Origin of the sequence: Dysgonomonas sp. ZJ279, assembly GCF_011039205.1 — a bacterium.
Classification (GTDB): Bacteria; Bacteroidota; Bacteroidia; order Bacteroidales; family Dysgonomonadaceae; genus Dysgonomonas.
In genome coordinates, this window is the sequence record NZ_JAAKEL010000001.1 from 687,900 (window position 1) to 703,424 (window position 15,525).

The following is a 15,525-nucleotide window of genomic DNA, read 5'->3' on the forward strand; positions in this document are numbered from 1 at the left end:
CTTGGTTGATTGTTACTATTTTTGTACTTAAATGCATTATCTTTAGACTCAAATAACAAAAAGATATGAATCTGAATATACAGAATGAGACAGCACGATTGAAAACTGTTGTATTAGGTCAACCGTATTCTATCGGAAAAGATCCGGCCGTAAACGAGACTTATGATGCTAAATCGTATGAATCGGTTAAAAATAATACTTATCCTCGTGAAGAGGATATTGTTGCTGAAATGAGTGCTTTTGAGCAGGTTTTACTGAAATATGAGGTAAAAGTATTTCGTCCGCTTATTTTACCTAATTGTAATCAGGTATATGCCCGGGATGTTGCTTTTGTGATAGACGATAAAATAATAACATCGAATATAATACCCGAGCGAGCGGATGAGCAGGAGGCTTATGCTCCTATTTATAGTAAGATTGCTTTTAATAAGATATATAATTTGCCGGAGAAAGCGCACGTAGAGGGTGGTGATGTCGTTTTATACAATGATGTTGTATTTGTGGGTACATATACGGCGGATGATTATCCGAACTTCAAAACAGCACGGACAAATGCCTATGCAATAGATTTTATGAAAGAATTATTTCCTAATAAAACATTTGTACCTCTTGAGTTGGAAAAGAATGATACAGATCCTCGTAAAGGAATTCTACATCTCGACTGTACCTTTATGCCGGTCGGAAATGGCAAAGCAATAATCTACAAAGATGGATTTCGCAACCCGAATGATTATAATTATTTAATCGATTTCTTTGGCAAAGGAAATGTCTTTGAAGTAACACAGGAAGAAATGTATTATATGAATACCAACATATTTTCTATATCGCCATCTGTAGTAGTAAGTGAAGAGCGATTTAGCAGACTGAATCAGTTTATGATTAATGAATGGGGGATAACAGTAGAAAGCATTCCTTATTATGAAATATCGAAGATGGGAGGGTTATTACGTTGTTCTACTTTACCCTTAATAAGAGAATGAGTATTTAAATGCTATAGCATAAAAAAGGCCAAGACGAATATAGTCTTAGCCTTTCTTTTTTTATGTATATGCTTAAGCGTTGGCTTTAGCCTTTGCTTCAAATTCTGTTAATTCGTCAGCTAGTTTACCGGCCACATCGCCTGCTACCTGATTGATTTTTTTCTTGCCTTTTCGTACTTCTTGTCTGGCAATAACGCCTGCACGTAAAGCTTTGCTTTTGCCAATAACCAAACCGTGATCTAGTTCTATTTTAGCCTTATCTGCTGCTTTGTGCGCTTTCTCGTACAATTCTTCTCTTTTTTCTTCGTCTACTAACTTCAATGCTGCGTATACACCTAGTGCGCCAACAGCCAATCCCACTAAAAATCCCTTCATAACTTCTCTATTTTGTAAGTTAAACATTTTCTACTTGTTGTTTCAAATATACTTCAATTATCAATTTAACAATCTCATAGAAGCAAAAGTTTATAAATAATTAGTAATTTATCTTATCTAATTTATTCCGAAGATAATAGTGATTAATTGAGATTGTATTTATCAGTCAAGAGATGTGGTAGCGATGAAAAAAAAATGAGGAAGTCCACAAAATCCCTTCGTAGACTCCCAACCTTAACACAAACTTTACAAAACTACACAATAGAGTTAATTGTAATCCAAATCTCACGACAGGATTCAATTTTATTACTCAGCACACTCTTTTTATTTATTTAAAAAGACTATGCAAATATACGTGGTTTTAACTTTATGTGAATTACAGATATCAGCCAGAATATATACTATTTCGACCTTTCTTTCTTTTCTGTATGGATGAGGAATGTTTCTATCTTGCCACTGTCACGTATTTCTCCGGGAGTTGCTCTAAAGTGGGTTTTGCAAAAGTTATTAAAATGTGATGGGGATGAGAATTCATATTCGTTGCTTATCTCTTTGAAAGACTTGGCACTACCGTTTATTTCATGTAGAATGTTTCTGGCTCGTTGTTCAAGCATCCAGTTATAGACCGAAATGCCAAAAACTCTTTTGAATCGTTTTTGAAATCCCGATAGGCTATAGTGCGACAAGTCTGCTAGTTCTTGTGCTGTTTTTGCTTTATGATGATTTTGATGAATGAAATCGGAAAAACTGATATCATTCGTTAAGTGTAGATAGAAAAAATCCAAAAGATCTTTCTTAGTATAGTAACCTCGCAGTATGTAAAAGAATTCCTTAATTTTCGCATTAAGCAAAAAGACACATTTTAAACCGTCTCTCATGTAGAATTCAAGGCCCTGAGTGTAGTTCCATGCAACTTCGTTCATGGTTAGGAATGTTAAATCATGTTTGAAGTCGGCATCTTTATCTTTTTCTAATAGGAGATTTTCTGTGGCAAAACAGTCGCAAAGCTTTGTAAGCGAAGTAAGTTTTAAAATCAGCAGGGTTGTACTCTCCTTAGCTTTAGATGTAAATTGATAGCCCGAAGGTAAATGCAGAAATTCACCTTTAGAGATTATTCTATCAGAAAAATCTCCAAAAGAAAGGCAAAGTTGCCCTTTTGTGATAAGGATGATTTTGCTGTCTTCTGAAAAGAAGTTCCATCCTTGTCCTTTATTTATTGTAAAGCCTTGAATTATTGGCTTTTCTGGTTTATCGTAGTTGTAACAACTTGTATGCTCGTGTGCATATAATACTCCTGCCATTGTGTCGAATTAATTCTCTATTAATCTGAAAGTCTTGAATTCAGCCGTAAATTTAAAAATAAATTCTCTTACTCTAAATTGTGTATGTGTAAATATAGAATTTTTTTTTGGAATATTAAAATATTGTTATATATTTGCAGTGTTCTAGTTATGTAATACACTAAATCGTTAGGATATGATACAAATAAATAATCTTAGTTTTTATTATAAGAAGACGCGTCCTATTTTCGATAATGTCTCATTGCAATTGAAGGGTGGGATATATGGCTTATTGGGTGAGAATGGAGTAGGTAAGACTACTTTGTTGCACATTATTAGTGGTTTGCGATTTCCCAAAGAGGGGAGTTGTGAGGTGTTCGGACATAAATCGGTCTATCGAAATCCGGATATGCTATCAAAAATGATTTTCTTGCCGGAGGAATTTCAAGCCCCTGCAATTAGTATTAATGAGTTCGTAAAATATAATTCGGCTTTTTATCCTAATTTCAGTCAGGAGCAATTCGATACATGCCTGAGTGAATTTCAGGTAGAGAATGATCGGAAGATGTCGGAGCTTTCATTCGGACAGAAGAAAAAGACATTAATATCTTATGCAATGGCCATTAATACCCCAATCACATTGTTGGATGAACCGACAAATGGATTGGATATTCCTTCAAAAAGCCAGTTTAGAAAAGTTGTAGCTTCGGCTTACGATGAAGAAAGATGTATTGTTATTTCAACCCACCAGGTTCGCGACTTGGAAAGTTTAATCGATCCTATTATTATTCTTGATCGTAATCAGGTATTATTGAATAATTCGGTAGAAGAAATTACTCAGAAACTTCTTTTCACTCACAGTGCTGTAAAACCAATCGATGCTCTTTATTGCGAACAATCTATACAGGGTTATTTATCAGTTCAGATTAATGCTGATAGAGAAGAGAGTACTCTCAACATAGAAGCATTGTTTAATGCGGTTGTGAATAATAAAGATAGAATAAAAGGATTGTTTAATGTTTAATTTTGAAACTATGGATGCCATATTTAATATAAAAAGATTTATAAACCTGGAGAAACGGAATATTGTTGCTGACAGAATGCAATATCTTTATCTGATAGCTGCTTCGGTAGCAATTTATATTATATCTACTGTGCTTTTTGTTGCAACCGATTCTAACAGTTTGGGCGATTTGATACCCATTCTCTATATGTTTGTAATAATATTTGCTCCGTGCTTGTTAGGAAAAAATATTAGTAAGAATAATTCTATTTTTGATTTTATGCTTCCTGCATCTACTTTCGAAAAATTCTTAAGTTTATTTTTGAAGTATGCTTTTTTGATTCCATTCTTATGTATTTCTATCTTGTTCATATTGTCGGGCATATCTTCCATTCTTCCCATTGAAGCACTGAATGCTCATGCAAAAGATTTAGATCTCGGATCTGAAATATCATGGTACAGGATACATAAAGTGTTAGTGGTACAATCGATATTTTTCTTAGGCTATTTTTATTTCCGACGTTATGCATTTGCCAAAGTCTGTCTGGCTCTGATTCTTTTTTCTTTAGTTCTGGCAATTGTATTTGGTAGTGTAGTAGCCCTATATGGCCCAGAACATGGTATGCTAAAATATAAATTTAGTCTTGGAGTATCGGACAAATGGGATATTATGTCGGGTGTGGTGCTTCCTATCGGTATGTGGGTTATATCTTTTTTCAAACTGAGAGAAACCGAAATTTAACAAAAAAAGAAAATTATGGATTTCAAAGCAAGTAAACCTATATATATGCAGATAGTAGAATTCTGTTTTCAGAAAATACTAACTAGTGAGTGGGTAGAGGATGAGCGCATCCCTTCGGTACGCGAATTGGGCGGGATGTTGCAGGTAAATCCTAATACAGCCATGCGTGCTTTCGAGTATATGCAAAGCGAAGAAGTTATTTATCCGAAGCGTGGCATGGGATATTTTGTCTCTGTGGATGCCCGGAAGCAAATATCAAAACTCCAAAAGAAAGAGTTTTTTGAAGAGACTCTTCCTGAAACTTTTCAGGCAATGGATCTGTTGGGTATTACGATTGAAGAAGTGGTAGATCGTTATGAAAAATCTAAAAAATAGAGTGTTATGAAAAAATATGCAAATAAAATATTAATAGTTATGATCGCAGTTATTGTAGTCTTTTTCGCTGTGATGGTCTATCAGGCAATTAATTCCATCGCATCCGGTACATAATTCGGATAAATAAAGGAGATATTTTGTCTCCATTTGTACAAACACTATTAAAATAAACCCTGTCTCTAATGAAAGAGACAGGGTTTGTTTATTATTTGACGTGAATTCAATATAAGCATCATATAATTATGAGTCTGTACCTATCTTTCTCTCCTCGTCATCCCGATACACAGTGAGGGATCTGTATTACTCCTCATTTCAGAATATTATAGATTCCTCACTGTGTATCGGCATGATAGGTTCAGCTAAATGTTTTATTAGTTTTACTCCTTTCTTTATATCGAACTCACGTTATTTATATAAAGACTTAAGTTTTTATATCTATCTACCTCTGCCCGAAGTTTTGGTTTTTTCACTATCGGAAGTACTTGAAGCTGCTTCTTTTCTGCCACCGGAGGTTGATTGATTCGAATCAGAACTACTTCCTGATGTTGTTGGTCTTTCGGTGGTTGTATTATTGCTTGGGCGTGTTGTTCCTTGATTTGTTGTAGGGCGTGTGCCTGCTGTTGTAGGTCTTTTATTACCAGTATTGTCATATACAGGACGAGTGTTTGCCGCTGTGCCCGGACGAACATTTCCACTACTTCCCGGACGGATACTATTCCCTGGTTTTATCGGTTTTGCCGGTTTGACAGCTTGCGGAGGCCTTCCAGGTGAAGGTTGTACAGGATGTACCGGATAGATGGGGTACATTGGAGCAACACCCATAGGAGGCATCGGCTCAGCTACCACATACATAAAATCATAACCCGACAGCCTATTATTCCAAAATTCAATAGCATATGCTTCGTTTCTATAGTTTATATACTGATATACTTCTTGAACCCCATCAGAGTAGTTATTACTAGATAGAATTCGCACAGGATTACCCATAATTTGGGCTACATCGTCGGGATTCATGCCCATCCTTAGGTTGCTAACATCTGCTATACGAGTAGTTCCACAAGCAGAAAATAGTATAGAGAAGAATACGATAATTGCATACTTTTTCATGATAGTTCAGTTTTAGGTATAGTGTTAATAGTGCTATTTACTATCTAAGATAAAGATAGTACTAAAAGGTTTAATCCGTATGCCGATTTTTTGATTACTCTTTAGTTCTTTTTAGTGTATATAACCTTTTTTACCACAGCGTTTGTTATGCGGATAGTCGAAACCAGCCTGCCTGTTGTTTCCGAAATGACATCCACATTCCACACGTGAGTTGCTTTGCCTTTGTGTTGTATAGTTCCGATGGCACGTACAGTATCGCCCATAGGTGCGGTCGATATGTGGCTGGCACTTATCTGCATACCAAAGCAGCGCTCATCTGCTGCACATAATACATTCGACCCTACGCCTGCTACCGATTCGGCTAATGTTATAGTCGCTCCGCCATGCAGCACGCCCATGGTCTGAGTATGGTATTGAGACACATGCATTGTTGCCTCTAAAGTATTCGGATCTTCTGTTTCGATGAAAAATATATCGAGCGTTTCCATCAAAGTATCTTTTATATGCTCTTTTACCTGATTAGTATCTATTTTCATTTCTTTATAAGAATATTATATGCACAAATGTAAAAATAAAACAATTGAGCCGTGATATCTTATCGATACCACGGCTCAAATTTATATTAATTTCACTTATTTTCTAGGCTCAGGTCCCATTTTTAATTTAAGTGTACCACCATTTACGATAGCGGAAAACGGAACTCTCAGACTTTCGTCAGGTTTTCCATTGAGAATGGCTTCTTGTATATAGATATTTTGTTTCGAGTTATTCTCAACCTCTATTACAAATTCACCTTTCCTTATGTTTTCCGGTAATTTGATTGTTATTTTATCAAATAACGGACTGCCGATTTGGAATGACGGATCGGGTGCAGTTAATCCTTTTACATCGAACAAACCAATTCCGGCCATTACATACCAGGCTCCTAGTTGGCCTTGGTCTTCGTCTTGTCCGTAACCATATCCGTGAATACCTTCTGTTCCATAGAATTCGTCACAGATTGCACGTACCCATTTTTGAGTTAGGTCAGGACGTCCTGAAAAGTTGAATAGCCATGAAATATGCAGGTTGGGTTGATTACCCTGATTATACAATCCTTCTAATCCGGCAAAAGCATCGATGTTTGTTCCGCCGCCGAATATATTCTTTTGCGATACGGTGAATATGCTATCCAGACGGCTGTTAAACTCGTCTTTTCCTATAAGCTCTACCAATTCTTCAGCATCATGAGGAACATAGAATGTATATTGCCATGCATTACCTTCTTGAAATCCTGTCCACGGTTTAGTCGGGTCAAAATCTTTAATAAACTCTCCCTTTTCGTCGCGAGGTCTCATAAATTTGGTGGATGGATCATATACTAATTTCCATCCTTTCGACAATTTCATTAATTGCTCATAATCATCTGTTTTTCCTAATGCCTTAGCCATTTGTGCAACAGCATAGCTACTGAACGAATATTCGAGAGTGTGAGATGTTCCGAATGGAGAACCTTCGGTTGTCAACTCTTCCATACCCGGCTTGCTAACTATATATGGAGCATAGCCACGTTTAACAAAGGCTCCGACATCCATTTTGCCTGCTCCTGCAATACGACCTTCATAACCTAATTCGTTTTTGCGGGCAGCTTCGTATCCTAGTTCCACATCGAAGTTGCGGATGCCAACATTATATGCCGCTGCAATGGCTAAACTGGTAAAGTTTGTGCCTACTCCCGAAACATATTTACTTGTAGCGATACCATCGCCTAACCAACCTGCATCTTTATATACAAGTAGTTGGCTCTGTACCCAATCAGCATAATATTCAGGGTATGCTAGAGCCCATAGTTGCGTCAGATTCCAGAATCCGCCCCATATAGCATCAGTGTTGTAATGGTTGTGGACAGGAAGACCGTTCGCATCGAGTGGTATCTGACCTACTGTTCCGTCATTTTTTGGATAAGCTCCATTTACGTCGTTGGCCAGACCACGACCAAGTAGGGCATGAAATAACCCGGTGTAGAATTTCACCTTATCGTCTTCCGTGCCGCCTTCTACTTTAATGCGGTTCAAATAGTCATTCCAAGTACCGATAGCTTGTTCTTTAGCTTGATCGAAAGCAAGATCTTTTGCCTCTTTCTCGAGATTTAGTCGCGCATTTTCGATAGAAGTATACGACAATCCTACTTTGATATTAACAGCTTCGTTAGCTTTAGTATCGAATGTAAGGTATAAACCGGCTCCTATGCCTTGAATATCTTTTTGTCCGGCTGTGGGAATGCTATCGATAAATGTTCCATAGGCAGTAGGTTGTTTGTCTATTACACCTGAGAAATACATGCTAACAGTGGCTTCCTGTTGATATTTTTTTACATATTCGGGCTTAGTAGTTACATATCCTTCGATGCGACCATCTTCGAAATATGTTATCTTAGCATCTTGTACAGCACCACTTTCACCCTGACGGTGACCAATATCGAAAATTATATTAGACTCTTTCGATTCAGGGAAGGTATATCTGTGAAAGCCAACACGATCAGTTGCCGTTAGCTCGGCTTTTACATTGTAATCTTTTAGCAATACACTATAATAACCTGAAGTTGCGAATTCGTCTTTTCTATCAAAATTAGAACGGTAACCGTCCTCTGGGTTTTCTAATTTTCCCGGCTTGGTTTGTAAAGCTCCAACAGTTGGTGCAAAAACTACCCCTCCGATTTGAAATTCGTGAAAGTTGGCAAAGCCTTCTATCGATGTATGGCGATCGTCGTAGCCAACAGCCTCCCAGCCCCATTTGTTTCCATAATGACCATCGGTAGACGGTGCTAGCTTAGCCATCCCGAAAGGTTTGGCGCCAGGTGTGTAAAAGAACCAGCGGCTATGAGCCGTGCCGATATTCGGCTTTACGTACTGTGTTAAATCAGGTTTCTGGGCATCAGCTTGTTTATCCTTACATCCTACAAGGACCAGACCAGCTAAAGCTACAGAGAAAAAAAGTTTTTTCATGATGTCAGTTTAATTATATTATTGTGTGAAATTATAAGTCTAGATTATTGTATTATTTTAGATTTCACCATCAAACATTTGATAGCTATATTTCTCCTTACGTATTGGTTTTCCCTTTGCATCGAGGGTGACAACTTCTTCTGTCAGGCCACTATCCAGATAAGTGGTTTTTCGGTGTGTAATTTTTGGTGCATCTTCTAATATGAAACTTTCATATAGAAAATCTATTTCGTCGCCGTTTTTATTATGCAATATTGTTTCACGAGCGATTAATTTGCCTTCCAGATTCTTGCTTTCAAATATATGTAGAAGTTTATCGTCATTTATTCGCTGTTTGTAAACTGTATCAGTATTAGAACGGGTTGTCATATCTTTTAGCCCGATTTCATCATAGATACAGGTTACTTTATATTCTAACTGATTGTTTTGATCGAACCGTGTTACTAAAGTATCCCGACCTTGGCTGTTACGATAGCTTGTTACTTTTGCATAGAGTTTAGAGTCTTTATTGAAAAGGCTGTCTATTTTTTGATTGTTCAGATAAGATGTCTGAATTACGGATAATATGCCTTTTGTCGCGCTGCTGATTGTTCTTTTGATTAATAGAGTGTCATTATATTCAAATGTGCTTGTTTGCCCTATATCGGAAGCGAATTCTTTCAGAATGTTTCCGTAGACATCAAATTCAACAGATTTATTTATTCTTCCGATACTTTCCTCTACACCGCTTGAATCAATTTCGTATGTAGTTACGTTATAGCTCTGAACATTGAGTCGGGCATATATATTATTCCTGTTACTCCTACTTTCATTGTCACAACTTATCCATGTTATGCAGAATGTTAAGATAAATAAATAGAGTGTTGTTCTTTTCATTTTAAGGTTACTTAAATTGTGTTTATTCTTGTCCTACTAGAAAACTATTAGCGATGAAAGCCCCGTCCCCTTCCAGTTCGAGCGAATAAGTCTTTGTTGGAGTAGTTATTCCATCTATCGATTTTATTGTTGAATAATTAGTCGTTACAATATCGTAATAAAGCAAATTGTCACCTATATTATATTGTTCTACATCGTCGTAACGTTTGTAGGATTTAGTACGATTCGGATCAAGCGATTTCCATCCGTTAGTCGATAGAAAAGGATGATCGTAAGTCGTTAATATCTGCATATCGTTTGCTAGTGTAATACGAATCAAACGGGAATGCATAACGCTATATACCTTTTTTACTTTGGAAGTCGAATATTTTTGTGTTTCGACATCGAACGACATGATACTATCTCCCACTTGTATATTTTCAATGTCTTTCATCGTGTCGTCCCACATTCTTATTTGTGTGCCCGCCGCTAAACAATGAGAGACAACGTTGTCGCTTTGAGCTGTTATATTTATGCAGAGAAAACTGGTGATGATAAATAACAAAGCCTTGTTTGTCATATAAATAATATTTGATACTATCTACAAAGATAGGAAGTATATTGTGAAATCCTTCTTGTCTGTATTTAGATTTTACCACTATAAATGTATATTATGGAATGTTGTGAACATATTTTATAAATATTATGTTAACTTAATAGCTTGAATAAACAATCTAAAATTTTAAATAAACACCAATGACTATAAAAGAAAAATACTGGAGGTATTCCCTCGTTATCCTTATTATAATATTAGGGTTTCTTATATTTCGTGAGTCTTTGCCATTTCTTAGCGGCTTTCTAGGGGCTTTTACTGTATATATATTAGTACGTAAGCAAATGATGCGTTTGACTGAGAAAAGGAAATGGCGAAAAAGTCTGGCTGCCATAGTAATTCTCGGTGAGGTATTGTTATGCTTCCTTGTTCCGGCATTCGTTGCCATTTGGTTAATAATAAATCAATTACAAAGCATTCATCTTGATCCGGCTGCATTCATAGCTAGTATTCAGCAATTTGTAGATCTAATTCATACAAAGACAGGATATAACCTGCTTGCCAGTGATAATATATCGACTATGGCCTCTTTTATTACCTCTGCAGGACAAATGGTAGTGGGGCAGATAAGTACTTTCGTTATCAATGCTGTTGTTATGCTATTTTTGCTCTATTTTATGCTTATAGGTGGCAGACAAATGGAATCTTATCTTTATGATGTTATGCCGTTCGAAGAGAAGGATAGGGGGCGTGTATTGGGCGAAATGAAAATGATGGTTACTTCCAATGCTATCGGTATTCCTTTACTGGCTGTGATTCAGGGGGCAATTGCAGGAATCGGTTATTTTATCTTCGGAGCACCTAATCCTGTATTATTTGCTTTCCTTACTTGCTTTGCAACCATTATTCCTTTGTTAGGTACTGCTTTGGTATGGTTTCCTTTGGCTGCCTATTTAGCTATGACGGGAGACTGGGGTTCTGCTATCGGATTAGCAGCTTATGCACTGATTATTATTACCAATATTGATAATCTGATTCGTTTCTTATTGCAGAAAAAAATGGCCGATACTCACCCGTTGATCACTGTATTTGGTGTTATAATAGGTCTGTCTTTATTCGGTTTTTGGGGTGTGATATTCGGACCTTTGTTGTTATCTGTGTTTGCATTATTCTTTAATATGTTTAAAGAAAAATATATCGATGAAAAGGGAAAACGATCAGAAAAAATCATATTAAAAGAAGAATAAACCGGTTTCGACCTTAAAACTAATATGTCATGAAAAAAAGTATATTTATTTTAGTTTCTTGTTTGATGCTTTTTGGTGTCAAAACCTTTTCTCAGCAAGCTCTGTGGGGAGGTAGTGATATTGTGTCGCCTGAGGTTCATGCAGATAATACTGTAACATTTCGGGTGCTGGCTCCCGATGCAAAAGATGTGAGGCTTACAGGAGATTGGATTCCGAGCGAAGACTGGACCCCTGCAACGGTAGAGATGAAAAAAGATGAAAAGGGACTATGGACATATACTACAGAGGTAATGCCTTCGGATCTATACAGCTATTCTTTTTTTATAGATGGCTTAAGATCAAATGATGCTAATAATGTATTCCTTAATAGGGATGTATCTACCATTTCGAATATATTTATAGTCGGTAATGGAGTCGGCGACCTATATAAAGTGAACAAGGTTCCTCATGGTTCGGTTACCCGTCGTTGGTACGATTCGCCGGGAAACGATATGACACGCCGCATAACTATTTATACACCTCGTGGTTATGAAACAAGTAAAGAGAAATATCCGGTGCTTTATTTATTGCATGGTATGGGTGGTGATGAAGAAGCTTGGATGGCATTGGGTCGTGCTTCTCAAATATTAGATAATCTTATAGCTCAGGGTAAGGCTAAACCCATGATTGTTGTAATGACGAACGGCAATGTTGTGCAAGAGGCTGCGCCCGGTGAGTCGAGCCTTGGATTTTATAAACCTATATCGCGATTACCTCATACAATGGATGGCAAAATGGAAGAAACTTTTCCTGATGTTATCAAATTTGTAGAAAGTAATTATCGCGTCCAAGCTGATAAATCGGGGCGTGCGATTGCCGGTTTATCAATGGGTGGATTCCATTCATTACATATTTCACATTATTATCCCGATACTTTCGATTACATCGGGTTGTTTTCTCCTGCTATCGACCCGATAGGCGATGCAAGCTCTCCTGTATACGATGATGCAGAGGATGCTATCAGAACACAAATGAAAAATGGTTATAAACTTTACTGGATTGGTATTGGCAAGACTGATTTTCTGTATAAGGATGTTGAGCGATATCGAGGTCAATTGGATGGCTTAGGCATGAAGTATATATATCATGAAAGTGAAGGTGGGCATACATGGAGCAATTGGCGTAATTATTTGACTGATTTTGTACCTCAGTTGTTTAAGTAATATTATGTAATAAAAAAAGGATGTACGACAAGTAATTTTTCGAGTGAATCTGTCATCCTGAACGGAGAGAAGGATCACTCAATGTAGAGTCGGGATTCTTCACTTCGTTCAGAATGACAGAAGGGTGTAACAGTTTTACAGTGTATTTTCACTTGTGCCACCCTCTTTCTTCATTTTTTATTTCTTCGGATACATATTATCCCACCACGAACTGTCGTCTTTCAGCCATTTGTCGAACCATGCAAATATTGAATTACTCCATTCTATGCGACGTGTGTAGTTCGCGATTCCATGGTTTTCACCTTTCACTTGTATAAACTCGGTGGGTTTACCTAATATCTTTAAGGCGGTGTACATCTGAATACTTTCGCCAATGGGGACGTTTGTATCATCTGTTCCGTGTGTAAATAAGATCGGTGTATTTATTTTATCCGCATTAAACAGTGGGCTTTGCTTCACATACATTTCCTGATTGTTCCATGGATAGCTGTGTGCACTAGCTCCCGAACTATAAGTATATCCCCAGTATCCTTCACCCCAATAGCTACTGATAGAACTAATACCTGCATGTGATACTGCTGCTGCGAACAGATCGGTTTGAGTCTGTAGATACATTGTCATGAATCCTCCGTAAGACGCTCCCACACAACCAATTTTCTTGTCATTTACGAAAGAATGTTCTTTCACAAACTGTTTGGTCCCTTCTATAATATCTTCGGCAGTGCGTTTACCCCATGCATTGACATGCAGAGCCGAGAATTTTTGCCCGAAGCCGATCGCTCCACTCGGTTGAATAACATATACTACATATCCTAGTGCTGCATATACATGTGGAGGATAAGCCCCTTCGAGTGCGCGTGAAGTCGGAGTTGTTCCCCCATAATAATAGACAATCATAGGATATTTTTTTGCAGCATCGAAGTTTGGAGGTAAGAAGTAACTTCCGATTATTTCTTCTCCGGCAGAACTTTTAAAGCTCCAGTCTTTTACTTGCCCCAGTTCTAGAATAGCCAATCTTTCTTTGTAAGGGTCTGATATTAATGTTGATTGCTGGCTCTTTACGTCATAGCTATATGCTCTTGTAGAATTTGATTGACTAACACCTACATAAGCACCGGTTAGAGCATTGTCGGCTAAAACAAATGTGCGAACAACATCTTCTTTCATAGGGAGATGTGTGTATGATTTAGTTGTAGGGTTGTAGCGATATATGTTTACATAATCTTTATCTGTAGTGCGGAAATAGATCATATTATCTTTCTTATTCCAAAAAAGATCGTCTATACTTGGATTAAAGTTTTTTGTAATAGGATCGATTTTCTTTGTATTTAAGTCCATAATAAAGGCTTGCCCATCATAGCTATTAGCTATTTGCCCATCATTTATATTTAATCCGATGCCTCCGAATGCTTCGGCAGACCCAGATATCAATATTTTTGTAGCATCAGGTGAAAATGAGGCTCTGTGTGCGAATCCTTGATCTGTCCACAAAGTATCCACATTCATTGTTGCTAAATCGAGTTTGAACATTGAGTATTTTCGGAATGGACGTTCGGTAATAGCTTCATCGGCAAATGAAAATAGGATTTGTTTCGAATCGAAGCTAACATCGTTAATCCATGTTGAGCGCGAGCCAAAAGTCAATTGCTGACTTAATCTGGTTGCTATATCATATTTGAATATGGATGAACGATTTGTATAACCCGGCTGCCTGTCTTCAGGCGAGATTAATAACTTTAAATCACTCTTCGATTCTTCTCCTTTTTCTTGTTTACTATAGAACAAGGTTTTTTCGTCGGGCGAGAAAAAAATACGCTCATCTGGAATGTCTTTTATTAGAACATTTTCTTCAAATGTGGCAGGATCTATAACAATGAGGTTTGAGTTAATATCTTCTTTCGATACATAAAATAATTTATCACTATTCGGCATCCAGCTAAGTTGCTTTTTGCTGTCATTAGTATCAATAAGAATCTGTCTGTTTGTTTTTGTATTGTAGAGTTCTGTTGTAGTTATAATTTTTTCTCCAAATGAATTTCTATACCCCAACAAAATATATTGCCCATTAGGAGATATAGATATATTCGACACACGTTTACCTTTCATTATATCGGTAAAGTTGATAGGGCGTTTATTTGTATTGGCTATTGTATATGTTGTAGTAGAATCTTTGTCTTCATTTTCTATAAAAACTTTGAAGGCATCAGGTGCTTTGCTTTTTGCAGTTCCTAATATTTTGATAACAATGCGATTGGGTTGAGGGTAGGGGCTTAGTGTGGCTTTAGCTTCTTTCCCTAAATGAAGGCTGTCTTCCGTTGTCGACTTTGTAGTGATCAGCTTGTCATCTATGTATATTTCGAGCATATTAGGTGACATTACTTTCAGAGTTGGTTTTGCAAATCTGTGAGAACCTACATAGAATGAAAATAACTGGAATGTAGCTTCGTTTGTAGGCTTATCCAATGTAAAGTAACCGTCATTATTGGGCGATAGATGTTTGATGAATGCAACTTGATCAGGGATATTTAAGCTCATCTTCAATAAATCTTTTTCTGTAAATTTATTTCCTTTCAGGTTGGTTGTATCTACCTTTATCGGACTTGTGATTTTCACAGGCGCAATGGTGTATATTTCTGATATGGGTTGTTGCTTCTGTCCATAAACACTGATTGTCAGAAATAAACATATCGAAATGATGATAACTTTTAGGTTCATAGTATGGATATTATACATATTAATGATTTTCTTAATGAGGTAAAGGTAGAAATAATTAGATCAAATTTTATCATAGCTCTTAACATCTTTTTGTATATAAATAGAAT

The 15,525-nt window shown here is 36.9% G+C and carries 14 protein-coding genes; 6 read left to right on the forward strand and 8 right to left on the reverse strand.

Features of this window, described 5'->3' with window-relative positions; all coding sequences use genetic code 11:
- Positions 1-65: 65 nt before the first annotated feature.
- Entirely contained in the window at positions 66-980 is a 915-nt protein-coding gene (locus tag G7Y57_RS03080) for a dimethylarginine dimethylaminohydrolase family protein (RefSeq protein ID WP_165020698.1), read from the forward strand.
- Positions 981-1,052: 72 nt separating this feature from the next.
- Here the strand turns inward: G7Y57_RS03080 and G7Y57_RS03085 are convergent, their stop codons facing one another.
- On the reverse strand, positions 1,053-1,355 hold the full coding sequence (locus tag G7Y57_RS03085; RefSeq protein ID WP_165020699.1) for a hypothetical protein: 303 nt from the start codon (positions 1,353-1,355) through the stop codon (positions 1,053-1,055).
- Between the two features lie 401 nt (positions 1,356-1,756).
- The gene (locus G7Y57_RS03090; RefSeq protein ID WP_165020700.1) at positions 1,757-2,656 is read right to left on the reverse strand and encodes a helix-turn-helix transcriptional regulator; all 900 of its coding nucleotides are present in this window, start codon (positions 2,654-2,656) and stop codon (positions 1,757-1,759) included.
- A 175-nt stretch (positions 2,657-2,831) separates the two neighbouring features.
- Between G7Y57_RS03090 and G7Y57_RS03095 the strand changes: the two genes are divergently transcribed.
- The 3 genes from G7Y57_RS03095 to G7Y57_RS03105 are packed head-to-tail and all read left to right on the forward strand — an operon-like array spanning position 2,832 to position 4,755.
- Entirely contained in the window at positions 2,832-3,659 is an 828-nt protein-coding gene (locus G7Y57_RS03095; protein WP_165020701.1) for an ATP-binding cassette domain-containing protein, read from the forward strand.
- A complete protein-coding gene (locus tag G7Y57_RS03100; protein ID WP_165020702.1) occupies positions 3,652-4,380 on the forward strand; it encodes a hypothetical protein in 729 nt (242 codons plus the stop codon). Before G7Y57_RS03095 ends, G7Y57_RS03100 begins: the two co-directional genes overlap by 8 nt.
- A gap of 15 nt (positions 4,381-4,395) precedes the next feature.
- Entirely contained in the window at positions 4,396-4,755 is a 360-nt protein-coding gene (locus G7Y57_RS03105) for a GntR family transcriptional regulator (protein ID WP_165020703.1), read from the forward strand.
- Positions 4,756-5,190: 435 nt separating this feature from the next.
- Here the strand turns inward: G7Y57_RS03105 and G7Y57_RS03110 are convergent, their stop codons facing one another.
- From G7Y57_RS03110 to G7Y57_RS03130, 5 genes are all read right to left on the reverse strand, one after another.
- Complete coding sequence (locus G7Y57_RS03110) at positions 5,191-5,862, reverse strand: hypothetical protein (RefSeq protein ID WP_165020704.1); 672 nt, start codon at positions 5,860-5,862, stop codon at positions 5,191-5,193.
- Between the two features lie 101 nt (positions 5,863-5,963).
- Positions 5,964-6,398 (reverse strand): PaaI family thioesterase, encoded by a 435-nt coding sequence (locus G7Y57_RS03115; RefSeq protein WP_165020705.1) that lies wholly within the window; start codon positions 6,396-6,398, stop codon positions 5,964-5,966.
- A gap of 96 nt (positions 6,399-6,494) precedes the next feature.
- Positions 6,495-8,846 carry a GH92 family glycosyl hydrolase gene (locus G7Y57_RS03120; RefSeq protein WP_165020706.1) on the reverse strand — a complete coding sequence of 784 codons (2,352 nt, stop codon included), beginning with the start codon at positions 8,844-8,846 and terminating at the stop codon, positions 6,495-6,497.
- A gap of 57 nt (positions 8,847-8,903) precedes the next feature.
- Complete coding sequence (locus G7Y57_RS03125) at positions 8,904-9,722, reverse strand: hypothetical protein (RefSeq protein ID WP_165020707.1); 819 nt, start codon at positions 9,720-9,722, stop codon at positions 8,904-8,906.
- 22 nt (positions 9,723-9,744) lie between these two features.
- Positions 9,745-10,281: a Hint domain-containing protein gene (locus G7Y57_RS03130; protein WP_165020708.1), complete on the reverse strand. Its 537-nt coding sequence runs from the start codon at positions 10,279-10,281 to the stop codon at positions 9,745-9,747.
- Positions 10,282-10,457: 176 nt separating this feature from the next.
- Between G7Y57_RS03130 and G7Y57_RS03135 the strand changes: the two genes are divergently transcribed.
- Positions 10,458-11,501, forward strand: coding sequence for an AI-2E family transporter (locus G7Y57_RS03135; protein WP_165020709.1), 1,044 nt, complete (start codon positions 10,458-10,460; stop codon positions 11,499-11,501).
- Positions 11,502-11,530: 29 nt separating this feature from the next.
- Positions 11,531-12,703, forward strand: coding sequence for an esterase (locus tag G7Y57_RS03140; protein ID WP_165020710.1), 1,173 nt, complete (start codon positions 11,531-11,533; stop codon positions 12,701-12,703).
- Between the two features lie 177 nt (positions 12,704-12,880).
- Here the strand turns inward: G7Y57_RS03140 and G7Y57_RS03145 are convergent, their stop codons facing one another.
- The gene (locus tag G7Y57_RS03145) at positions 12,881-15,418 is read right to left on the reverse strand and encodes a prolyl oligopeptidase family serine peptidase (protein ID WP_165020711.1); all 2,538 of its coding nucleotides are present in this window, start codon (positions 15,416-15,418) and stop codon (positions 12,881-12,883) included.
- Positions 15,419-15,525 lie beyond the last annotated feature (107 nt).